The 21,777-nt window shown below is 31.7% G+C and carries 19 protein-coding genes and 1 tRNA gene; 3 read left to right on the top strand and 17 right to left on the bottom strand.

Going from position 1 to position 21,777, the window contains the following annotated elements; all coding sequences use genetic code 11:
- Positions 1–36 precede the first annotated feature (36 nt).
- Together DEA20_02215 and DEA20_02210 are read right to left on the bottom strand one after the other, a co-directional pair.
- Entirely contained in the window at positions 37–2,451 is a 2,415-nt protein-coding gene (locus tag DEA20_02215) for a hypothetical protein (protein HBS47994.1), read from the bottom strand.
- Positions 2,452–2,965: 514 nt separating this feature from the next.
- A tRNA-Met gene (locus DEA20_02210) sits at positions 2,966–3,042 on the bottom strand.
- Between the two features lie 148 nt (positions 3,043–3,190).
- On the opposite strand from DEA20_02210, the gene mnmA reads away from it, so the two are divergent.
- The gene (gene mnmA, locus DEA20_02205; GenBank protein ID HBS47993.1) at positions 3,191–4,243 is read left to right on the top strand and encodes a tRNA 2-thiouridine(34) synthase MnmA; all 1,053 of its coding nucleotides are present in this window, start codon (positions 3,191–3,193) and stop codon (positions 4,241–4,243) included.
- 62 nt (positions 4,244–4,305) lie between these two features.
- Here the strand turns inward: mnmA and DEA20_02200 are convergent, their stop codons facing one another.
- From DEA20_02200 to DEA20_02170, 7 genes are all read right to left on the bottom strand, one after another.
- On the bottom strand, positions 4,306–5,007 hold the full coding sequence (locus DEA20_02200) for a hypothetical protein (protein HBS47992.1): 702 nt from the start codon (positions 5,005–5,007) through the stop codon (positions 4,306–4,308).
- 19 nt (positions 5,008–5,026) lie between these two features.
- Positions 5,027–5,827: a hypothetical protein gene (locus DEA20_02195; GenBank protein ID HBS47991.1), complete on the bottom strand. Its 801-nt coding sequence runs from the start codon at positions 5,825–5,827 to the stop codon at positions 5,027–5,029.
- 1 nt (position 5,828) lies between these two features.
- Positions 5,829–6,857, bottom strand: a complete 1,029-nt coding sequence (locus DEA20_02190) for a D-arabinose 5-phosphate isomerase (GenBank protein HBS47990.1) — start codon at positions 6,855–6,857, stop codon at positions 5,829–5,831.
- Positions 6,858–6,890: 33 nt separating this feature from the next.
- Complete coding sequence (locus tag DEA20_02185) at positions 6,891–7,274, bottom strand: hypothetical protein (protein ID HBS47989.1); 384 nt, start codon at positions 7,272–7,274, stop codon at positions 6,891–6,893.
- Between the two features lie 5 nt (positions 7,275–7,279).
- Positions 7,280–7,483 carry a 30S ribosomal protein S21 gene (gene rpsU, locus DEA20_02180; protein ID HBS47988.1) on the bottom strand — a complete coding sequence of 68 codons (204 nt, stop codon included), beginning with the start codon at positions 7,481–7,483 and terminating at the stop codon, positions 7,280–7,282.
- Positions 7,484–7,596: 113 nt separating this feature from the next.
- On the bottom strand, positions 7,597–9,042 hold the full coding sequence (locus DEA20_02175) for a hypothetical protein (protein ID HBS47987.1): 1,446 nt from the start codon (positions 9,040–9,042) through the stop codon (positions 7,597–7,599).
- A 140-nt stretch (positions 9,043–9,182) separates the two neighbouring features.
- Complete coding sequence (locus DEA20_02170) at positions 9,183–10,589, bottom strand: hypothetical protein (GenBank protein ID HBS47986.1); 1,407 nt, start codon at positions 10,587–10,589, stop codon at positions 9,183–9,185.
- A gap of 151 nt (positions 10,590–10,740) precedes the next feature.
- Here DEA20_02170 and DEA20_02165 point away from each other — a divergent pair, with 151 nt between their 5' ends.
- Positions 10,741–11,193 carry a nucleoside deaminase gene (locus DEA20_02165; protein HBS47985.1) on the top strand — a complete coding sequence of 151 codons (453 nt, stop codon included), beginning with the start codon at positions 10,741–10,743 and terminating at the stop codon, positions 11,191–11,193.
- Positions 11,194–11,198: 5 nt separating this feature from the next.
- Here the strand turns inward: DEA20_02165 and DEA20_02160 are convergent, their stop codons facing one another.
- The 3 genes from DEA20_02160 to DEA20_02150 all read right to left on the bottom strand — a co-directional run bounded on the left by DEA20_02160 (position 11,199) and on the right by DEA20_02150 (position 14,167).
- Positions 11,199–11,558, bottom strand: coding sequence for a YraN family protein (locus DEA20_02160; GenBank protein ID HBS47984.1), 360 nt, complete (start codon positions 11,556–11,558; stop codon positions 11,199–11,201).
- Entirely contained in the window at positions 11,558–12,337 is a 780-nt protein-coding gene (locus DEA20_02155; protein ID HBS47983.1) for a hypothetical protein, read from the bottom strand. The genes DEA20_02160 and DEA20_02155 overlap by 1 nt, the downstream gene beginning before the upstream one ends.
- Positions 12,338–12,508: 171 nt before the next feature.
- Positions 12,509–14,167, bottom strand: a complete 1,659-nt coding sequence (locus tag DEA20_02150; protein HBS47982.1) for a hypothetical protein — start codon at positions 14,165–14,167, stop codon at positions 12,509–12,511.
- 164 nt (positions 14,168–14,331) lie between these two features.
- Here DEA20_02150 and acs point away from each other — a divergent pair, with 164 nt between their 5' ends.
- Positions 14,332–16,254: an acetate--CoA ligase gene (gene acs, locus DEA20_02145; protein HBS47981.1), complete on the top strand. Its 1,923-nt coding sequence runs from the start codon at positions 14,332–14,334 to the stop codon at positions 16,252–16,254.
- Between the two features lie 56 nt (positions 16,255–16,310).
- On the opposite strand, the gene DEA20_02140 is transcribed toward acs, so the two are convergent.
- The 5 genes from DEA20_02140 to DEA20_02120 form a co-directional block, all read right to left on the bottom strand.
- A complete protein-coding gene (locus DEA20_02140) occupies positions 16,311–19,094 on the bottom strand; it encodes a hypothetical protein (GenBank protein HBS47980.1) in 2,784 nt (927 codons plus the stop codon).
- 127 nt (positions 19,095–19,221) lie between these two features.
- Positions 19,222–19,953, bottom strand: coding sequence for a Fe-S cluster assembly ATPase SufC (gene sufC / locus DEA20_02135; protein HBS47979.1), 732 nt, complete (start codon positions 19,951–19,953; stop codon positions 19,222–19,224).
- A gap of 78 nt (positions 19,954–20,031) precedes the next feature.
- Positions 20,032–20,628, bottom strand: coding sequence for a hypothetical protein (locus DEA20_02130; protein HBS47978.1), 597 nt, complete (start codon positions 20,626–20,628; stop codon positions 20,032–20,034).
- A gap of 38 nt (positions 20,629–20,666) precedes the next feature.
- Positions 20,667–21,455, bottom strand: coding sequence for a hypothetical protein (locus tag DEA20_02125; GenBank protein ID HBS47977.1), 789 nt, complete (start codon positions 21,453–21,455; stop codon positions 20,667–20,669).
- A 28-nt stretch (positions 21,456–21,483) separates the two neighbouring features.
- Positions 21,484–21,717: a hypothetical protein gene (locus tag DEA20_02120; GenBank protein HBS47976.1), complete on the bottom strand. Its 234-nt coding sequence runs from the start codon at positions 21,715–21,717 to the stop codon at positions 21,484–21,486.
- Positions 21,718–21,777: the final 60 nt, after the last annotated feature.

Below are 21,777 nucleotides of genomic sequence, written 5' to 3'. Positions count from 1 at the left end.
GAATAAAGATCGAGTTCTATTTAAATCTCTAACTGCTTATTCGCCTGAAATTTCGATTGATCTAGAAATTTGTCCAGGAATTGATTCAGAAACAAAGCCTTCTGCTTTAAGTTTTTGTTTTAACTCTGCCGGAAGAGAGTCAAAAATACTTTTAAATTTTGGTTCAGAATCTAAATTTATAGGTCGTTCTTTGCAAGCATTAATAAATAGTGCTTGTTGGAGGGTTATTCTTTTAGGTATAAAAACTCTGTAAGTATTATCTTCTAATCTAGTAAAAATTACACCGTTAGAAGCTGAAGCTTTTGTAATAGTATGTCCTGCTATTTCTAAAGGTTGAGGACTAGATAAACTCTTGTCAGGATTTATAGTCAAAATTTTGTAAGTATTATCTTCTAATTTAGCAGTAATTACACCGTTAGAAGCTGAAGCTTTTGTAATAGTATGTCCCGCTATTTCTAAAGGTTGTAGGCTATTGTCAGGATTAATAGTCAAAATTCTGTAAGTAAAATCGTCTAATGTAGCAACAATTACACCGTTAGAAGCTGAAGCATCTATAATAGTATGTCCCGCTATTTCTAGAGGTTGTAGGCTTTTGTCAGGATTTATAACCCAAACTCTGTTAGCATTATCTTCTAATCGAACCGTCATTACACCGTCATAAATATTAGCATATAGAAAAGTATGTCCCGCTATTTCTAAAGGTTGTAGGTCATTGTCAGGATTTATAACCCAAACTCTGTCAGTATTATCGTCTAATTTAGCAACAATTACACCATTTTCAGCTGAAGCATATTGAATAGTATGTCCCTCTATTTCTAAAGGTTGAGGACTAGATAAACTATTGTCAGTATTTATAGTCCAATATCTATAGGTATTATCTTCTAATTTAGCAACAATTACACCGTTAGTAGATGTAGCTTTTCTAATAGTATGTCCCTCTATTTCTAAAGGTTGAGGACTAGATAAACTCTTGTTAGGATTTATAGTCAAAATTTTGTAAGTATTATCTTCTAATTTAGCAATAATTAGACCGTTAGAAGCTGAAGCATATTGAATAGTATGTCCCTCTATTTCTAAAGGTTGAGGACTAGATAAACTCTTGTCAGGATTAATAGTCAAAATTTTGTAAGTATTATCTTCTAATCTAGTAAAAATTACACCGTTAGAAGCTGAAGCAAATTCAATAGTATGTCCTGCTATTTCTAAAGGTTGTAGGCTATTGTCAGGATTAATAGTCAAAATTCTGTAAGTATTATCGTTTAATGTAGCAACAATTACACCGTTAGAAGATGTAGCTTCTATAATAGTATGTCCCGCTATTTCTAGAGGTTGTAGGCTATTGTCAGGATTAATAGTCCAATATCTGTAAGTATTATCTTCTAATTGAGCAACAATTACACCGTTATTAAATTTAACACATTTGATAGTATGTCCCGCTATTTCTAAATCGTTAAGGAAGCAGCAAAAATTAGAATTTTTTGTAAGTTGCTTCAATAAATCATGTGGTAAAAAATTTGTTGCAGTATTGAATTCTTCAGATTCAATAAAAGATTCGGGATTTTGTCTAAAACTTTCAATTAATTCTGTAGAGTTACTTATTTGTTTAATTGTTTCATTAAGTATTTGTGGAATATCTAAGAAGTTAACAGCAAGTAAAAGTTGCCTTTGTTGCTGTAATGAATAGCTCATAATTTTTGCAGTTAGTTCTGTTCGGGCAGTTTCTATTTCTTCTTTTGTAGATTCAGGATCATTTATTATTTTGACGTTTGGTAATAAAAGTTCAATTAGTCTCCATTGCTCAGATGTTATTTCAGGTAGAAGAATAGGGTCAGAGTTTATTGTCAAATTAGAAGCATCTAACATACTGTTAATCATTTTAGAACATGTTAAAAGTTCTAACTTTAATGTAATGATCTGATCATCAGAAGTTTTTATAGAAATTGATTTGTTCTGAATAAAATGTTGAGCTGTAAATTCCTCGAGGTTCTTAAGTTTCAAAGCTTGAGTAATTAACCTGAGATCTTTTAAATCATCTGGAGATCGTCTTGAAATATCTCCTTTTATTTGATTTTGTAAGGTTTGTATTTGTTCATTTTTTGTTTTAATTCCTTTTTCTGCGTCATTTTTCCTTTTGATTTGCGCGCGATCAATTGCTATCAAAGAAGTTGCGTGTTGCAGCATGTTTTCGAAGATGTGTAATTCTTTTTTTGCTTCTTCAATTTGAATTAGTGTATCTAAAATAAAAGTAGCTTTTGAAAATTGTTCGAAAGAGAAGGGAGCTTCATCAAAATAAAAGAATGGTTTATAACGATCATCAATTGTATGTTGTTCCCTTACAAGATGTCTATCAGGACCAACTTTTGTAAATGTAATTGTGATTGCCTTACTAAAAGTTGCAATCAAAACAGATCCAAGCAATGCGAATTTAACGATTTTTGACATATTTTTCATAAATAACTCCATTTCTTTATATTTATACGCTAATTGAATTTATAGTATAAACAATCATAGCTTAATAAATTATAATTGCAACAGGGGGGGTGCCGAAATTGGGTGTTTTTGATGTATTTTAACGTGAGTTCGATAATTAAAAAACATTAAAAAGCGGTGAATTTATACCCTTTTTCGTCATCCTTGCGAAAGCTAGGATCCATACTTTCCCAACTTATTTTGATAAGCTAATAATGAATTAATTTACTTTCATAAATTATTTTAACACTTTATATACTCTATTTTATTTTGAAATTCGCTGATGGATCCTAGCTTTCGCAAGGATGACAAAATAGGACATTTTGCTGCATCACTAAAAAATATTTAATTATCAAGTTCGCGTTATTTTAAATTTATTAGAACAGATTTTGCTGATTTTCTTTGATTTTTTCGAAATTTTTGAGAAATGAATCGCGGTGAATAATTGATTTTGGGGTTTGATTTTAAGAAAGTGAAGGATTTTTTTAGAGAAATTTGGTTGCGGGGGCTGGATTTGAACCAGCGACCTTTGGGTTATGAGCCCAACGAGCTACCAGGCTGCTCTACCCCGCGACGTATTAATTTCGAAAGTAATGTCAGAGTATAGTCAATTTTTATACGTGTCAAATTAATTTGCGGCATTTTTAAAATATTTTCATTTAGATTACACTATAAAATCGTTGTTTCTATGTTTTGCTACAAATTTAAAAAAGTTATAAAAATGAAAATTGCAGTTCTTGTTTCCGGTGGGGTCGATAGTTCCGTTGTCTTAAAGCTTTTAAAAGATCAAGGACATGACTTAACCGCATTTTATTTAAAGATTTGGCTTGAGGATGAGCTTTCATATCTTGGAAGTTGTCCTTGGGAAGAAGATTTACAGTATGTTACTGATCTTTGCCAAATGTTAAACGTTCCATTGCAAGTTGTTTCTATGCAAAAAGAATACCATGAAAAAGTCGTTGCTTATACTATAGCAGAAGTTGCTGCTGGTAGAACTCCAAATCCTGATGTTTTGTGTAATCAGCATATTAAGTTTGGTATTTTCTACGACAAAATCGGTAAAGATTTTGACAAAGTCGCAACTGGGCATTACGCACAAATCGAAGAAATTGATGGAAAATATTTTCTAAAGCGATCGCCTGATCAAATTAAAGATCAAACATATTTTTTATGTAATTTATCTCAAACTCAACTATCCAAAGCGATTTTTCCCATAGGTCATCTTGAAAAAAGTGAAGTTCGTTCTCTTGCAGAGCGATTTAACTTGCCAACCAAAGCAAGGAAGGATAGCCAAGGAATATGTTTTTTGGGCAAATTCGATTTTCGCGATTTCCTAGCGCATCACCTTGGTGAAAAAGAGGGTAATATTTTAGAATTTGGTACAAATAAACTGCTGGGTCATCATAAAGGCCATTGGTTCTACACAATTGGGCAGAGACAAGGTATTTGTCTTTCTGCGGGACCATGGTATGTGGTTGCAAAAGAGCCTGCTCAAAATATTATTTATGTTTCAAACCATTATGAACAAATTGATGATTTGCGACTTTCTTTCGAAGTTGAAAAATTTAATTGGTTTGAAGGAAAAAATCCAAGCAAAAAAGATTTGCTTGTAAAAGTGCGTCACCGCTCGATTCCAAAGCAGTGTTCTTTAAATTTCATTAATGCAAATTTGGCAGAAGTTATTTTATCACAAAAAGATCAAGGAATTGCATCAGGTCAGTTTGCAACATTTTATGATGGTGAAATTTGTTTGGGTGGTGGAGTAATAAAATAGCCTCGGAAATTTATTAAATTTCCGAGGCTTCTGTTAGTTTGTGATTTTGTTTCTTTTATTTTTTATACATCATCTGATAATGGGATATCTTGAAGATCTAATGTTTTAGGAAAAAACATTGGAATATTAAAATGGTAGCTTTGTTCCCTGATCTTACAAGCAATTCTCAAAATATTTTGATCAGTTAAGAAGTTTACACCTTGAATTGTTGCTTCATCATTTAGAATGTTTATTTGTTTTTCTAAATAAAAAAATTGATCTACTGGATGTTTTTCAAATATTAATAAAATTGAGGCCCTTTCTTGCGCGATTGGTGAAAGAGTAACTAACAGTATAGAATTACCATTTCTTAATTCAACATTGTTAATTTGGTGAGTAACGTTTATTGGCCTTGATTTAGGGGTGGTATCTGGGTTGTTAACAAAGGCAATTTCTTCTAATATGTTCAAATTTCCATAGTTTGTGCGTGCATGTTCAACGCTTAAAAATTGTTCTAAATCAATACTTATTTTTTGTGCTGTTGTATAGTTAGTGTGAGGGAGACGTGAAATCCTTAGTGTTGGTTCAAAAAAAGTAGATTCATATATTTCTAAACATAAATCTTTAAATTCTACTAAAGTATTTGGATTATCAGGGTTTATGTAACACATGCGATTTGTAGGGCTTCCATCATTCTCTGATATTGTATAAAAATCTCCAACGCAATGAATTTGACTAGCGATTGTTAATGTAAATAAGCTAAATAATAATGATATTTTTTTCATAAAAATATTTCCTTAGTTTTTAAATTAAAAAATTAAAATATTGACCTAATAAAAAATGAATTAATGCACCAAGTGCAAGAAATGGACCAAATGGAATTGGTGTATTTTTTCCTTGCTTTGTAAACAATAGATAACAAACGCCAATTAGGAGTCCTATTGTTGAACTAATCATCAAAGTAGTCCAAACTCCAAAAATTCCTAGAAATGAACCTATAAGCGCAAGCATCTCTGCATCGCCTATTCCAAGTCCATTTTTGCCTGTGAAAAATTTGAAAATTTTTGCGGTTAAAAACAAAATTAAATATCCAGATGTTGCTCCAATTAAACTTTCTAAAAAAGATATTTCTAAAAAGTTAAAAAATGAAAAAATAAATCCGACAGGTACAAGCCAAAGGGTGAAGCATTGTGGAATAATGAGCGCTTCAAGGTCTGTTCTTGTTGCTGCGATTAGCGCTCCAAAAAATATAGAGTATGCAAAAAATGATTTTATAGATTGAATTGCAAATACAAAATTTGAAGATTCAAAAAATAATGAAATACCAAAAAATTTTATAAAAACTAAAAGTAAAACTGTGGTTGTTAAAGCTTCGATGAAAGGGTAAAGCGGAGAAATATTTTTTTTGCAGTTACGACACTTGCCTCTAAGAAAGATCCAAGAAATTAGAGGAATATTATCATACCAAGTGATTATATTTTCACAATTAGGGCAAAATGAACGTGCTTTGAGGATTGATTTATCAAATGCGATTCGAAATGCGAGCATGTTAATAAAAGAGCCAATACAAAGAAAAATTAAAATTAAAAAAATGAAAAAAAACATTTTATTTTTTAATTCCAGCTTTTAGAAGATCGTGAATATGAATCAATCCGATTACTTTTTTTTGATTTTCGACAACAACTAAGCTTGTGATATTAATATTTTCCATTTTGATCAAAGCGTCGTATGCAAGCTCATCCGGAGAAATAGTTTTGGGGAATGGCGTCATAATTTCAAATGCTTTTTTTTCAAAAACTAAATTTCCAAGTTCGCATGCGCGTCGTAAATCTCCATCAGTTATTATCCCAAGTAGATTTTTGTGATCATCAACGACGATCCCAACTCCAAGCTTTTTTTTGGTGATTGTTAAAATAAAATTTTGAAAAGGCGCATCTTTTGCGATGAATGGTAAATTTGAATCGGGATGCATGAGCGATTTAACTTTAAGAAGAAGATTTTTGCCAAGCGATCCGCCAGGATGAAACTTTGCGAAATCATTTTTTGTAAAACCTTTTATTTTACTTGTTGCCACTGCAAGTGCATCACCAAATGCAAGCATAATTGTAGAACTGCTTGTAGGTGCTAAATTCATCTCACAAGCTTCTCGTGCAAATGGAAGTTGAACAACTAAACCGGAATGATTTGAAAGTGAGCCGCTAGAACAGCAGATTAGGGCTGTATCATTTCCTTGTGATGATAACACTTGTAAAACTTGTTCGAGTTCGACACCGCTACCGCTTTTGGATAAAGCTATGAAAAGGTCGGAAGATTGTAACATTCCAAGATCGCCATGCAGTGCGTCTGCGGGATGAATAAAAGTGGAAGGAATGCCAAGACTTGCAAATGTAGCGACTATTTTTCGTCCTATCAATCCCGATTTTCCCATTCCGCTGAAAACTACTCGTCCATTGCAGCACAATATTTTTTCTGTTAAATTTACCGCTTCTTGTGGAAAATTGTTTGCAACATTTGCGATGGCAAGCGATTCTTCTTTTAGTACGAAAATAATATCGTTTTTGATTTCTTCAAGTATTAGTGGAGAAATTAAAGCGTTTTTTTTAGAATTTTTTTTGGATAAAGAGATGTTTTGCACGATATTTTTCTTTGAATTTTAAATCTATTTATTTTATTTGTCGTTTTGCAATTTACTATCTGCTTGTTTTGCTTTATCTAAAAGTTCTTCAATTTTTCTACTCTTCTCCAATATCTCGTCATACTTAAAAAGTAAATCTGGTGTGAAGCGAGATTGTCTAGATTTTGATAACGCTTTTCGCACTGAGGGTTTATATAATGTTAAAACTTTTAAAGCATTATCAAAGACTTCTTTTGACGGTGCTTCAAAATACACAAAACACATTCCTTCTCCTTCAGAAAACTCTACTCTTGAAGGTCTAATAGAAATTAGGAGCGGCTCATTTTGTGAAATTGTAAAGATAAGGTTTGAAAGCTCGCGCAAAAAAAACGATTTTCGTCGTTCTTTTTTTATCACACTCAAATTTTTATTGTGCATTTGATTTAATCGTTTAACGCAGCCTTAATGAGATTATTTTTGATAGCTCTCATGAGACGTTTTCTTCTTTTTTGTGTTTGTGGTTCAAAATAAACTTGTCGTTTCATATCTCGAACTACACCTTCTCGTTCAATTCTTTTCTTTAATTGTTTGAGAGCTCTTTCGATGTTTCCGTCTACTTTTATTGCGATGTTAAAAGATTTTGACATTAAAATCTACCTCTTTCTAAGGAAAGTGATTATAAAAAATTTATTAATTCAATGTTTAATTTATAGGGTAAAACCTATATTTTGTCAAAAAATATCCCAAAACCGTCTTTTTTTTAAAAAGAGAATCTAAAACCGCCCATTAAGGTTAGAGTTCTTAATATTCTATTGCCTGTAATTGGAAATTGAATTGCGCCTCCGAATGCAAGCTCCGGTGTTATATCATAGTCCATTCCAAAGTTTATCATTTGGCTAGTCCATTCGGATTCTTTTTCGGCTTGAACAGGTCTAAATGCCGCAGCTTTTGTAGCATCTGATTCATTTAATTGGATGGTATCTTGTTCTTTTCGGGAATAAATGTAGTTAAAATACATCGAAAGTTTATCTAGGAAATAGTGTGAGGAAAAACCAGTATTAAATTTCCATGCAGTTCCGAGCCGTTTCCTTACAGTTGTTTTCCAAGGGAAAATGCCAAGTTGAGTAGAGTTAGGTGAGATTTGCGTATCTCCTGCGGATGGCATTCTATAATTTCCGATAGTTTTATGTCCGAAGAATGTTACGCCACCCCCAACACTAACCATAATTGTTTCTGGGAAGTCAAAGTTGATTGCGCCTTCGGCTGTGTAACCCATAAATCCATCATTTCCTGTTGGAATTGAAAAGGCCATGTCTTGATCCTTTTTGGATCCTGAAGGTAGCCACATTCCTATAGCAAGAAATGGTTTGACTATCACAGCACTGTGACCATTTTCATCGTCCATTCCAAACGCGTCGTAATAACTTAATTCAATATGTGTATCTTCTAGTGTTGTTTTGTTTACTTTATTAATGTTTAAACCTATTTCATCCATGATTTGATTTCGCTTGCTATCAACCATCAAATAAGTATCTGTTACCATCATATCTGAATAGGTATAGCCATAAGAACTGTAGGATCCGTCAGCGGAAACATTAAAGGTCATATCATTAAATGTTGGTGTTTGTTTATAGTTTGTTAATCCTCCACGGATTGTGAAGGCGAATTTGCTGAATTTTATTTGAAGTTTTCCTCGAATTCCAAATTTTTCATGTTGCAGTGGGATTGAAAAATAACCCAAGTTTCCAGACGTATCTGTAAAAGTAGGTTCTACAAAACTTTTGGAAGTTGCTGGAGGAACAAGGTTTGTTAACGCATCGTACATTGTTGGATGTGATCCATCATTTAAGGAGTGATTTGGAGATGCTTGATAACCTTGGAGTAATCCGATCATATTCCAACGACCATTTCGATCGCCGCAAGGCACTTTGGAGCCGGATCCGTTTTTTGCGCCAGATGCGTGTTGATAATATGGCAAAATATCGATGCTACAGACCTGTTCCTTTTTATTATCGACATGCGGGGACTGTCCCTTTTTTTTATCGCTGTATTTCTCGATGTAAGGTATATGACCTGCGATTTCATGGAAGATAGCGGGATCATGATAAATTGCTGCTGGAGCAGTTGCAAAAGTATCTTTATTAAAAATAAATAACGATAAAATTAGCGGAATAAGTTTTATTTTAGTTTTGAGAGAAGTCTTCATTACATTCCTTTTTTACTAAAAATTAGAATAATACTTTTTCGAATATATATAAAAATATCAGTCAATTGTAGATTGGCAAGAAAATATACTCTTTAGCTAATATTTTTAACTAGTTTTAAAAGATGAAAATAAAATATTTTTTAAATTTTTTTGTATGGATTATTAATTATTTTCCAAATTTCATCCGAAAATAAAACTAATGATTCTTCCATGTATTTTTCTACGATTTCAAATTGTTCTTCTTTATATTTAAATTTTGTTGTTTGGAATACATCACCGTTTGTTTTTTTTGCTTTGTTATAAAAATACAGTATTGTTGGTTTTCCATATGGAACCTGTTGTGAGGCTTTTTCTCCATAAAAGATTTTCATTGTTGTTGCAACATTTAAATTATTAGATTTTTTTGTAAAAGATTGTGGCTTTTTTAAAGATGTGAATTGGATATAATTTTTTTTCAAATACCTTGCGACTTTTTGCAGTTCGGTAAATTTTCCATCAGTGCAACCATCTGATGAATCGCAGATAAAAATTATTTGGCAAGATCTTCTTATAAGAGGTATTAGAGGTATATTAGATATAAATCCTCCGTCCTTGATTAACAAATAATCTTCTTTGGATAAATAATTATTTTGTCCTTTACCAAAGTTTGGAATTAGTGGAGGCATAACGCTGCCATAGTTTACAGAGTTAACAACCTCTTTCCAGATGGTTGATAAAGTTTTTTGTTCTTTTTTGATTTTGCTATTAACTTTTTCTTTTAAAAATTTAACGACATCTGTTGGGTTTACACTGTAAGCACTTCCAAATAGCGCCATAAAAAAGTCTATATTGTGTGGATGCGAAAATTCTTTTTCTAGTGATTTTTCTAAATTATCCATAGAACATCCGCAGTTTAAAAAATCACTCCAGATGCAGCATGGAGAAACATCCGCCATTTCATAAAAGTTTTTGTGAAACCAAGGTAAACAAAAGATAGATGTATATTTTGATAGATTGAGAGCTGCGGTGCAGATAGGAAATGGAAAGGATGTTGGGTCTTGTGGTAATAGTTGTGAATATTTTGTATTGGATAGTTCTTTGTTCGTGTGAAATACTTGGTTTGCGATAAGTTTACCCCAAGTGTCAATTGCGCGAATTTTTTCTGAAAAAATATCATTTAAGATGTCATCATCTATAAATGAATGTTGCAAATTTTGTTTTAAATTATTTTTTATTTTGGTCAATGAATCCATGTCGGATGACGTTTTGTTTGCTAGGAGATAACACAATGACCATGTTGATCCAGATAGCGCTGTAAAATAACTAGTTGTATCGAGAATGCCTATTCTCTTTGCGCCCAAAATAAATCCTAGGGTTGAAATGGCTGCTCTGTTTCCACCCCCGCTGCAAGCAATACCTATCATTGGAATATTTGGGTGATTTTGTTTTATATAATTTTGTCTTATTGAGTTGTATTGTGCTTCAACTTGGCATATTGCGCATAATAAATTTTTAGAGTTAAAAGCTATTAAAGAACAGCAAATAAGAATTTTGAAAATTTTATTCATTTAATCTCCTTTTTATTTTGATTTTGATTTTTACAATTGTTATAAACTCAACTGTTTTATTGCAATAATTTAAAAAATAAATTTAAAATTGTTCTCATAAAACTAAAAAAATTTAAATTTATAAAAAGAGAAAAATGTGAATACAAAATTCATGAAAATGGCAATCGAAAAAGCTTACGAAGGTATCAAGTCGGGCAATACACCTTTTGGCGCATGTATAGTCAAAGATGAAAATATAATTAGTTGTGAACATAACATTGTTTGGCAAAGTACAGATATAACTGCGCATGCAGAGATAAATGCGATTCGCGTTGCTTGTAAAAAATTAAATTCTATAGATTTGTCAGGATGCAGTATTTATTCCACATGTGAGCCTTGCCCTATGTGTTTTAGCGCTTGCCACTGGGCCAAAATTGATAAGATAATTTTTGGAACCGAAATTAAAGATGCACAAATTATTGGTTTTAATGAATTAACAGTTTCAAACGATCAGATGAAATCAATTGGCAAAAGTAAGATTGAAATTGTAAAACATTTTATGTATGACGAAAATTTGAAGTTGTTTAAAGATTGGGCCGCGCTGAAGAACAAAAAAGTTTATTGAGGTTTTTATGATTCTTGAAAAGCATTTGGAATATATTCTATTTCCATTTTTGTTTCATTGTAGATGATAGTTGCTACATCAAATCTGCAAATCTTATCATAAATGTTATTTTCGACAATGTAGCGCTTTGCTGTAGCGATAATCTTTTTTTGTTTGCTGTGTGTGACGACGGATGCGATTTGGAAATATAGATTTTTTCTGGTTTTTACTTCTATGAATGCTACGACATCTTCTTTTTGTGCGATGATATCGATTTCTCCAAATCGTGTTCTAAAATTCTGTTCCAAGATTTTAAAACCTTTATTTTCAAGAAATTTGGCGACATAGTTTTCGCCGCAAAAGCCTAGTTTTTTGGAATCATTCATTAGAAAATAAATTCGTCTTTCTTCTTCTCAACTAAGTTTTGAGCCATTGCAACATACTGAGAGTTTACAAAGCGATTGTTTAGTTGTTGAAGCTTTTCTTGCTCGAGTTCTTTGTTGTGTTCATGGTGAGCAAGTTTTAGCTCGAGATACAAAATTTGAGGTTCTAGATCTTTATGCTTTTTTGTGTGCACTTCTTTGAGATAATCGAGTCTTGCTTGTGCTGACTTGTACATTCCACGTCTTACATAAAAGTTGTAAACAAATATTTCATGGTCGATTAGCATTTTTTCGCATGTGAATTTGATATCGCGGATTTCTTTTGAAAATTTTTCCGACTTTTCATAAAGAGCTAAATATTTTTCACTTTTTTTGAGAGCTTTTTTCACATTTGTTTGGTCATGGTTGACGCCATATGTTTGGCGGAATTTACATAAAATTCCTCGATAGTTTGCAAACTCTGCAAGTTGATCGGAAGGATTATTTTTGTAATATTTTTTGTAGCATTGATACGCGGCTTCGTACTCTTTTTTATCAAAATATATGTTTGCCAACGCTAATTTATAATCTTTTAGGTTAGGTGCGTCTGGGTACTCTTCCATCATTTGTTCCAAAACTTCGATAGCTTCGGAGCGCTTTTTTTTACTTATTAAGTTTTCAGCACGAGTTTTTAATGATTCGAATGATGTTGTTTCATGTTTATGTTTTTTCACGCAAGAAAATAAGCCTAAAACCATTACTAGCGAAATTAGGTGAAAAATGCTTCTTTTTTTGATAAACATTTTGGTCTCCAAAAAGTTACTTTGAATAAATTTTTAATAGGATTAGCTTAGCAAGATTTTAGGATTCGTAAAATAAAGAAATTTTTAACCAATTTTGGTATTAACTTTATGGTTTGGAATGTACAAATTTGTACAAAAAAATGAGTATTTATGAGTGAAATAGGATAAAAATCAGATTTTTAGAAATTTTAAAATCATTAGCATTAAGATCCATGTTGATTCACTAGCGAATACTCCCGACCAAAATGGGTAGAATTTTTCCAATTCTTGTTTAAACAGATTTTTTGTCACAATGGCGCTAAGACCGCCTATGATTAAACCAATCGAAAGACCATTGGGCATCAAAATTCCGCAAAGTACCATTGTAGGGTTGATTTTTGCAAATTTTAAAATTAATCCAAAAACGATACCCAAAAATACGGTAGTGAAGTTAAAAAATGAAGTTTTGATCAAAAGCGCACGAGCCATCGCTTTGTATGCGAAAAGTTCTGGGGTGCCAAGTTGAAAATTATTGAATATTGCCCAGAAAAATGCGCCAATTACAAGTGATGTTATTATAAGGCCTGCCCATTGATACTTTTGGATTTTTCTAAATTTGATATTGCAAAGTTCTCCGATTTTATAGTCGAAAAGCAAATCAGAAGCTGCGGCTGCACAGACATTGAAAAATACACATAGTATTGTTATTTGGAAAAAGGTTAGATCAAAAAACATTATGGTTGGCAGCATGACGAATGTTGCAAATCTTCCAAATGGAACTAACCCAACTTTGCCGCCCATCCAGCTGATTTGATACGTAGCTAATATTGTTAACAAAATTATGAAAACTTGTGCGCCAAATGAAAATTTTAGATAAGAGAAAAAGATAAAAGTTGCTAGTAAGATTAAGATAGGTTCAAGTTTGAGCAACTTGGATTGTTTTAATTTTTCTAATGAAAAGGCAAAATAATTGTTAGATGAAAGTTTTTTAAGATTTAAAAACTTGAAAAGTATTTGAGGTACTTTGGTCAAAATTATAATAGCTTCAGTTAAAATTAATCCGCTGCAAAAAGCCATATTAAAAGAGTTTTGTGATTGAATTTGCAAAAAACCAAAAGAGATTGACTGAATATGCAAATTTAAAGGGTTTAAAACAAAATATTTTGAAAATATTCCAACTATTAATGGAACAGCAATGGTTGTCCCGCTCATGAATCCAACAGCCCAAAGGGTAGGACCAAGGAATAGATTTAACGCGAATTCAGTTCCCAAAAAAGATTGAAAAGGGTAAATGGTAACAGGGAAAATGCTTTTAAATTTGAATAATCCATCTCTTAGAAGACAAAAAATAGAAGTAATCAAAAATCCCCAAAATAAACTTGCTGTTTGTTTTACTTTGTCTTTGGTATTAATGATTTTGTAGATCATATGGCTGACTGGAAATTGAAGATTTTCTTTGTAAATTAATCGCTCGCTAAATATTCGTGCGAGGTTTATTCCAAGTCCGCCTGCAATTAAACAGGTGATTGCGATGAAGATGCAAAATTTTATAGGTGATTTGAGCAAATGGTGAAAGTCAATTGGATTTAAAAAATATAACATTGGAAGTGTAAAACCTAAACCTGTTGCGACTATTCCTCCAATTGAACCTGTTGTTTGCGTCAAAATAATTTTTTCAGTCATTTTTTCTTGAGATATTTTACTTCTAATTATTTTGAGGATGAAGCTTGAAATGAGTACTAGCGTAGGAGCTATCCAAGGTCCAGATCCGGTTGCCATGGAAACATATGCAAGTATGCAGCAAGATATGACGGTAAAAAACGAGCCCAGCGTTACAACTATTAAATCCATCTAAAAACCTTGATTTATTATTTTAATAAATAACATGTTGCATACTATCAAAAACTGTTCCGTGAGTAAAATGCCTACCCCCCTGCTTACAAATCTGTTTTAATTTAGTATGCTTCGAGCATAAATTTATAAAACTTTTTTCCCTTCACCCCTGAAAGGATTTTATGTCTAAAGATGTAGTCTTTAAACCTTCTGAAAAATTATCCAAAAAGGCTTGGATAGATTCGCTCGAAAAATATAAAGAATTATATAATTATTCTATAAAAAATCCTGACGAATTTTGGGGTAAAATCTCACATCAGCTTTCATGGTTTAAAAATTGGGACAAGGTTAAAAGTGGAAGCTTTTTAGATGTAGATTTTAAGTTTTATGAAGGCGGCAAATTAAACGCATCTTATAACTGTTTAGATAGGCATATTGAAAAAGGATTTGGAGATCAAACTGCAATTGTTTGGCAAGGTAACGGCGAAAACGAAGTAATTATTTACACTTACAAACAGTTGCTTGCTGAAGTCGAAAAATTTGCAAATGTTTTAAAAAAGTTTGGAGTGCAAAAAGGAGATAGAGTTTGTCTTTATATGCAGATGATTCCTCAGCTTGCGATAGCAACACTTGCGTGCAGCCGAATTGGCGCTGTGCACTCAATAGTTTTTGGCGCATTTAGCGCAGAAGCACTCAAAGATAGGATAAATGATGCGACTTGCAAAATTGTTGTAACGCAAAATTATGCAGTTCGTGGTGCAAAGCAAAATATTGCTATGAAAGAAAATGTCGATAAAGCGTTGCATGATACACCATCTGTAGAAACAGTGATTGTTGTCAATAGAAACGGACAAGATGTTGCCATGGAAAATGGACGAGATTTTTGGTGGCATGAAGAAATGGAGAAAGCAGAAGAGCATTGTGCTCCTGAAATTATGGATGCGGAAGATTCTCTGTTTATTCTTTACACATCAGGTTCTACTGGAAAACCAAAAGGTGTGCAACATACAACTGGTGGATATTTAGTTTATGCATCTTACACTCATCAAATGGTTTTTGACTATCATCCTGGCGAGATTTACTGGTGCACTGCAGATCTCGGTTGGATCACAGGACATTCATATGTTTTGTATGGCCCGCTAGTTAATCGTGCAACAACCATAATGTTTGAAGGAACATTAAATTATCCTGACTTTGGACGTTACTGGTCAATTATCGAAAAGTTCAAAGTAAATAAATTTTATACTTCGCCAACAGCGCTTCGTTCTTTGATGAAAGAAGGCGATAGTTTTCCACAAAAATATGATTTATCATCACTACAAATTTTGGGATCTGTTGGAGAGCCGATTAAAGAACCAGAGTGGTATTGGTATTACAATGTTATAGGCAAAGGTAATTGTCCGATAATGGACACTTGGTGGCAGACTGAAAATGGTGGATTTTTGATTTCACCATTTCCTGGAGCAACCCCTCTAAAACCTGGATCTGCAACATTTCCGTTTTTGGGTATTGAGCCTGCTTTGGTTAATGAAAATGGAGAAGAAATAAAGGAGCCAAATAGTTCTGGATATCTTGTGATAAAAAATCCATGGCCGGGTATTACAAGAACATTATATGGTGATCATGAGCGCTTTAAAAAGACATATTTTGAAAAGTTTCCAGGGTATTATTTGAGTGGTGATGAAGCTTATAGGGATGAAGATGGATATTTTTGGATAGTTGGTAGGGTTGATGATGTTTTGAATGTTTCAGGCCATCGAATTGGTACTGCTGAAGTCGAAAATGCTATCGGCAAAACTATCGGTGTTGCAGAAGCGGCCGTTGTCGGTTGTCCTCATGAAATTAAAGGTGAGAGTATTCATGCATATGTTATTCTGATGACAGAGATTTCTGGAAGTGATGAAATGTGCAAAAGTATTTTAATTTCTGTGACAGAGCATATCGGACCACATGCAAAGCCGGATAAAATATTTTTTGTAGAAAGTTTACCAAAAACTCGCTCTGGCAAAATTATGCGTCGTATTTTGCGTAATATGTCGCTTGGTAAAACCGAATTTGGTGATATTTCTACACTAGAAGATTCATCTTTGCTCGGTAAAAAATAAAAGATTAAAAGAGAAGAGACAAAATTTTATTTTTGTCTCTTCTCTTTTAAATACTTTTATTGGGCTAAAGCTTCATCTAAAATTTTTTGAATTTCTTGGAATTGTAGATTTGTTAAGGTTGTAAGTTTTTGCGAAATTAATTTTTGTATTTCAAATTTAATATAGTCATTTGTAACTGTAGGAAGAGCGCCTTTAATCCACTGATAAAAATTTATAAAAAATGGGTAAAACTCAGGATCTTGTGGAATTGGTTTAGCTAAAATAATTTTGATTATTTCAAATTTATTATAGCCATCTGTAACAGTAGGAAGAGTGTCTTTAATCCACTGATAAAAATTTATAAAAAATGGATTAAACTCAGGATCTTGTGGAATTGGTTTAGCTAAAATATTTCCGATTATTTCAAATTTATTATAGTCATTTGTAACGGTAGGAAGAGCGCCTTTAATCCACTGATAAAAATTTATAAAAAATGGATTAAACTCAGGATCTTGTGGAATTGGTTTAGCTAAAATAATTTTGATTATTTCAAATTTATAGTCATTTGTAATATAAGGAAGAGTACCTTTGATCCACTGATAAAAATTTATAAAAGTTGATTTAAACTCAGCATCTTGTGGAATTGGTTTTACTAAAATATTTCTGATTATTGAACCTTTAGCATCTTTAAGTGTACTGGAAGGAAGCGTATTTTTGATCCACTTATAAACTTCAGGATTAGAATGATTAAATGGTTGTTTTAATAGAGCGGAAATAATACTGCATTTGGAAGTATCTGTAAGATTTTTGAAAATCTCTAAAGAAGGATAAAAAACTTTAAAAATATGAAATTCTACGTTATCCCAAAAGGCGTTTTGAGAATATTCGTCATTAGGTATTTTACTGTAAATATTTCTAATAAGATTGATTTTAATTTCATCAGAAATTTTCGAGTCTTTAACTAAAATTTTTACTAATTTAATTGTATTTTCAGGTATTCTTAGATTTTGCATGAAATATGAAAAATATTTATAAAGTAAAGGTACATCTAATTTTAGGCCATCTAACCCTCCAAATAAATTTAAGAAAAAGACTAATTTTAAATCTTGATAAGGATTAGTAGTAAATTTTTGTGACTTAAAAAAATCAAAAGATTTTAGAGAAAAGAGATTTTCTGCTTTAGGAGGATATTCCATTACAAATTCTTCAGGATAAAATATCCATTTAATAATTAATTCTGTTGCTTTTTTTTGAATAGTAATATTTAAAGTAAGATTTTTGTCATTAGTATTTGGATCTTGATTAGGTTCTATATCAGTTATTTTTACTTTATCTAGAGTAAATTTATTTTTAAGACTTTCTAATTTTGCTTTTGAATTTTCTCCATCTAATTTACCAACTAAATGTTGAATAACAAGGAGCATATTTTTAAGTCCAACGTCAATTTCGCACTTCTTATAGGCATATTGAACATCCTCAAGGTTTGAAACGACACGAGCCAGACTATTATGAGCTTGTTGGGTATAAATATTACTTAAGTCATGAGTTTTAAAAAAATCTATTAACTGCTGTTTTGCACCGATTTGTTCTAAAATAGAGGTATCAAAATTTCTAGTTTGAGGATCAAAAATTAGAGCAATAAAAAGGTTTAAAAGAGAAGTTTCGGCGCAATCAGGGAAAACAGTTTCTCGGACAAGAGTCGCTAAGCTCATAGTAACTGCATCAGGAAGAAGATTTTCAAAAACATGAAAACCCAAATAAGAGATAGCTAAATTTTCAAGATTGTTAATATCAGGAGATATTGATTTTGTAAGATTAAAATATTTTGTTTGATCAAATCCTTGAGCATTCATATTTTGTTGCATTATCGAAATAAACTGTTCTTTTGTTAAAGAGGTTTGTCCCAATTTAGAATTAATGTTGTTATTAAATAAAATAGATTTATTATTCAAAGTTGAATAAATACCCCAGAGAAGATCGATAAAATCGTTAGGATGATTAGATTTTTTCCAATGCAAAGCCAGTAAAATATAAGTTGTTAAGTAAGTAGGGTATATGTGATTTTCTTCTTGAATAGCTTTGATCAAAGAATCTATAAAAGAAGTTTTGAATTTTTGATATGCAGGATCTGCAATTATATCACGTTTTGAGACTTCATCCTTTTTTAACTTAGTTAATAATCCGATTTTTACTTTTAAGGGATCAATTTTACTTTTTATTAGAAGCTTTGATTCTCTCGCAATGAGATCTTTTTTGGATTGAATCCATCTTTTTTTTAAATTTGGATCTTTTAATTCACTTTTTAACTTAGTTATTTTTGCATCTTGAGCTATTAAACTTTCAACATTATCCAAAACAAGAGACATTTCTTTTTTGGTTTTTTTTATTGCATTATCAAAGTATTGTTTAAGTCCTTCTTTAATTTTAAGAGTGTTATTTAATTCGAAAGCTACAATAAAGCTGTCTAATTCAGTTTTTAAAATTTGAGGATTACTTCTATGATTTTCGATAATTCCAATTAATATGCCAATGTCTTGCGGCTCAAAGTGACTTGCAATTTTAGTAGGTAAATATGTTGCATCGAAAGTTACATTATCGTGATGTAAAAAGAATAGTTCTTGAGCCAGTTTAACCATTCCATGATTTTGGTTTCCGTAACGGTAAAGATTTTCTAAAAAAGGAGAGTGCCACAAGATAGCACCCCATGTTGGTGATAAATGGTTACTTTCGGCAGGCAAGACAGAGTTTTCAGGTTTAAAAACATTTTGAAAAGTTTTGATATAAGTTACTGATAGTTCGCCTGAAATGGTTGTTGAAATAAAACAAAATAACAATAAAAATTTTATAACTATTTTATTCATCTAATCTCTCCCAATTTTATAAAATACAAGATGTTTTAGATTATTTTTGGGAGAGCAAAAAAGTCAATGAATTACTGCAAAAGAAAAAGTATGCGATTTAAAAAATTTAGTTTTTGATTGAATAGTTTTAAAAACCTTCTTTTTCAATTTCGAAAGCCAAATCTTTTCCAGCGGTTTTTATGATTTTGCCATTTTGCATTACATGAACAAATTGACAATCAAGGTAATGCAAAATTCTTGGATAATGTGTGATTATTAAAAAAGAAATGGATGGATTTTCACTTTTGATTTTTAAAAGATTTTCACAGACATTTTTGAGTGCATCGACATCGAGTCCAGAGTCTATCTCATCTAGAATAATTAACTTTGGGTTGAGCAGTGAAATTTGCAAAATTTCCGCGACTTTTTTTTCTCCGCCAGAAAATCCAAAATTTAAAGGCCGGTTTAAGAACTCTTCTTTGATTTTGAGGGATTTGCATTTTATATCTAAAAGCTCTTTAAATGTTTTTAGATCAACTTTTTTTTCTTTATTGATGTTGTTATAGATTGTATAAAGAAAATCGAATAGGGTAATGCCTTCTATCTCATAAGGCATTTGAAATGCGAGTAAAATTCCAAGTTTTGCACGTTTGTCCGCAGATAGATTATTTATTTCTTGATTTGCAAACTTTATAGATCCTTTTTCAATTTTATATTTAGGACTTCCCGCGATCGTGAATGCAAGTGAACTTTTGCCACTTCCATTTGGACCCATGATGGTATGAATTTCGCCTGGTTTAATTTCTAAATTAATTCCATTTAAAATTTTTTTATCTTCAACGCAGACATTTAAATCTTTTATAATTAGCCCCAAATTCATCCGGTTTTCCCTCTTATTTAAGAACATTTTGCATGAAGAAAATATATATAAATTTATAAAAAATTAGTAGGTAATTGTTTATTTAGTTTTGTTTAATTTTCGTCTTTTTAAAATTATGTAAATAATTATCAGTAAAATTGCAAAAATTCCAATTATGTATGCACTGTTATGTAGTATTGAACCTAGGGTAGCATTTACGGTTTTTCTCGTTACTGGTAAAACAGATGCCAGTTTGGAGGCTAAAATAGCTAATTTATGTTTTAAAAGATAATTAACTGAAAAAGCAAAACTGAAAATTATAGCAATGGATGGAATAAGAACTAAAAAAAGAGGTTTGGTTAGATATCTGGCGTTTAAAGAAGGCCATTTTCCAATATTGCAAATTAATACAATCAACAAGCCCAAAATTAAACTAGTTAAGACAATACTTAAATTATTAAAAGGTAATCCTGTATTGAACGTATGTTGTCCAGAAAAAAATAATGGCAATGGTGCAAAAATTGGTGGAATTGGTAGAAATAGTGGAAAAAAGAAGTGTTTCTTTTTGGTAATTGCTTCCAAGATAAAAAACTTTGATACGATAAAATTGCTTATGTAGCAGTAGAAAATTATAGAAATAAATGACATTAAAAATATTTTGATTGCTTCTAATATTTTTTTATTTTTTGTATCCATCATTCCCCCCAATTTTAATACAAAAATTTTCTAAAAAATTAAGATAGAATTTTTATTGGATTTACTGGATGATTTTTAAAAAGAACTTCAAAATGAAGGTGATCTCCATTTCTGCCCATCACAAATCCAGTATTCCCAACATAAGCTATTAAATCACCTTTTTTTACCACCGCGCCAGGTTTCACAAGAATTTTGTGCAAATGAGCATAGCGACTTTTGAAGTTTTTATTATGTTTGATAAGGACCATGTTTCCATAAGCATTTGCTTTTGCTGCAATTTCAACTTCTCCTCTTGCAGATGCAAAAACAGGAGTCCATTTTGGTGCTGCGAGATCTATGCCTGCGTGCACCCTGCCGCGAGCCCTCATGCTGCCGAAAGGACTACTAATGTAATATCTACCTTTAAGAGGCCAGTTGAATATTTGTTTTCTTTTTAGATATTCAGCAAATCGTGAAAAAGTTATTTTTGCAGGATTTTTTATCGTAATTGAATTTAAAGCTTGGTTTTGTTGATTTTCTAGAGGTTGAATATTTGAAGAAGTATTTGGGGTTTTTAAAGAAATATCGCTTACGGCATGTTTATTTAAGATAAGTAAGTCGTTAGGATTAGCTTTAGATTTGAGGCTTGTTTTCCGCGCTGAATATTTTTTTCTCAGGGAGCGAACTTTTAGTTTTCGATGTTTTGTTGTTTTTGAAATTTTTTTTGTGATAGTAGAATGTTTTTTATGTGATCGATGAGAGTGAAATGCTTTTAGATAAGATATCTGCAAAGTACAACATAAAATCAAAAAACATTTGGTAATTAAGCTCCCTGAGTTTTTCATCATTTAGCCTTTTTTTAAAAGGTTTTTATTTTTATTTATCATCTCCAAGGGAGTTACCTACGACTCCACCTACAGTACCGCCTGCTACTGCTCCAACTGCAGCGCCAACACCGTCACCGGCTAATGCTCCTATACCGGCACCAGCGGCTGCTCCTATAAGTACTCCACCGACTGTTTTTTCTTTCTTTGTGCATCCAGAAAAAACAACTGCAGATGCGCCTAAAAGTGTTAAACAAGCAACTGCTTTGATAAGATTTTTTTTCATATCTCTCCTTTGCTTTTTTGTTATAAAGGTTATATACAATTATTGATCTTTTGTCACTAT

The organism is Candidatus Dependentiae bacterium, from assembly GCA_003511165.1.
In the GTDB taxonomy this organism is placed as follows: domain Bacteria; phylum Babelota; class Babeliae; order Babelales; family UBA12411; genus UBA12411.
Note: the sequence above shows the minus strand (reverse complement) of the source record. Positions and strands in the feature narration are given on the sequence as shown.

Coding starts and splice junctions, on each gene's coding strand:
- DEA20_02215 (HBS47994.1), bottom strand. CDS start 2,451: ATGAAAAATATGTCAAAAATCGTTAAATTCGCATTGCTTGGATCTGTT.
- mnmA (HBS47993.1), top strand. CDS start 3,191: ATGAAAATTGCAGTTCTTGTTTCCGGTGGGGTCGATAGTTCCGTTGTC.
- DEA20_02200 (HBS47992.1), bottom strand. CDS start 5,007: ATGAAAAAAATATCATTATTATTTAGCTTATTTACATTAACAATCGCT.
- DEA20_02195 (HBS47991.1), bottom strand. CDS start 5,827: ATGTTTTTTTTCATTTTTTTAATTTTAATTTTTCTTTGTATTGGCTCT.
- DEA20_02185 (HBS47989.1), bottom strand. CDS start 7,274: ATGCACAATAAAAATTTGAGTGTGATAAAAAAAGAACGACGAAAATCG.
- rpsU (HBS47988.1), bottom strand. CDS start 7,483: ATGTCAAAATCTTTTAACATCGCAATAAAAGTAGACGGAAACATCGAA.
- DEA20_02175 (HBS47987.1), bottom strand. CDS start 9,042: ATGAAGACTTCTCTCAAAACTAAAATAAAACTTATTCCGCTAATTTTA.
- DEA20_02170 (HBS47986.1), bottom strand. CDS start 10,589: ATGAATAAAATTTTCAAAATTCTTATTTGCTGTTCTTTAATAGCTTTT.
- DEA20_02165 (HBS47985.1), top strand. CDS start 10,741: ATGAAAATGGCAATCGAAAAAGCTTACGAAGGTATCAAGTCGGGCAAT.
- DEA20_02160 (HBS47984.1), bottom strand. CDS start 11,558: ATGAATGATTCCAAAAAACTAGGCTTTTGCGGCGAAAACTATGTCGCC.
- DEA20_02155 (HBS47983.1), bottom strand. CDS start 12,337: ATGTTTATCAAAAAAAGAAGCATTTTTCACCTAATTTCGCTAGTAATG.
- DEA20_02150 (HBS47982.1), bottom strand. CDS start 14,167: ATGGATTTAATAGTTGTAACGCTGGGCTCGTTTTTTACCGTCATATCT.
- acs (HBS47981.1), top strand. CDS start 14,332: ATGTCTAAAGATGTAGTCTTTAAACCTTCTGAAAAATTATCCAAAAAG.
- DEA20_02140 (HBS47980.1), bottom strand. CDS start 19,094: ATGAATAAAATAGTTATAAAATTTTTATTGTTATTTTGTTTTATTTCA.
- sufC (HBS47979.1), bottom strand. CDS start 19,953: ATGAATTTGGGGCTAATTATAAAAGATTTAAATGTCTGCGTTGAAGAT.
- DEA20_02130 (HBS47978.1), bottom strand. CDS start 20,628: ATGGATACAAAAAATAAAAAAATATTAGAAGCAATCAAAATATTTTTA.
- DEA20_02125 (HBS47977.1), bottom strand. CDS start 21,455: ATGATGAAAAACTCAGGGAGCTTAATTACCAAATGTTTTTTGATTTTA.
- DEA20_02120 (HBS47976.1), bottom strand. CDS start 21,717: ATGAAAAAAAATCTTATCAAAGCAGTTGCTTGTTTAACACTTTTAGGC.